The sequence below is a fragment of the Oleiphilus sp. HI0123 genome (assembly GCF_001635315.1).
This window is the reverse complement of sequence record NZ_LWGE01000875.1, coordinates 1-370: the sequence shown is the minus strand read 5'-3', so window position 1 is coordinate 370 and position 370 is coordinate 1. Positions and strand designations below refer to the sequence as shown.

Annotated in this window: 1 protein-coding gene; it reads right to left on the bottom strand. The window is 49.2% G+C overall.

Features of this window, described 5'->3' with window-relative positions; all coding sequences use genetic code 11:
• A partial coding sequence (locus A3761_RS07590; RefSeq protein ID WP_369808196.1) for a polyphosphate kinase 2 family protein occupies positions 1-355 on the bottom strand: 355 nt, incomplete at its 3' end.
• Positions 356-370: the final 15 nt, after the last annotated feature.

Here is a 370-nt window from a genome sequence, read left to right as displayed (position 1 = left end):
GTGCAAAGCCTTCTACTCGCTCGACAAGCACCCGGCCGTAATAAGAACGGTCAAAAATGGCTAAGGTGCCTGGCTTGGGAAGACGGGTTTGAAAGCGATACAGGTAGTGTCGGCCTTGCTCATCGGGGTGAGGCGCTGATATCGGATAGACCCTAAAACCGCGGGGGTCGAGCTTTTCGCTAATTCGCCTAATTACCCCACCTTTACCTGAGGCGTCCCAACCTTCAAACACGATAATTGCTCGTTTGCCTTGTCGATAATAGGCTTGTTGGATTTGGAGAAGGCGCTCCTGGCAGCTTTTAAGTGCTTTTGTGTATTGGCTTTTTGATTCAATGAGAGCTTGATCAAAATTCACCTTAGAGAGGTTAGG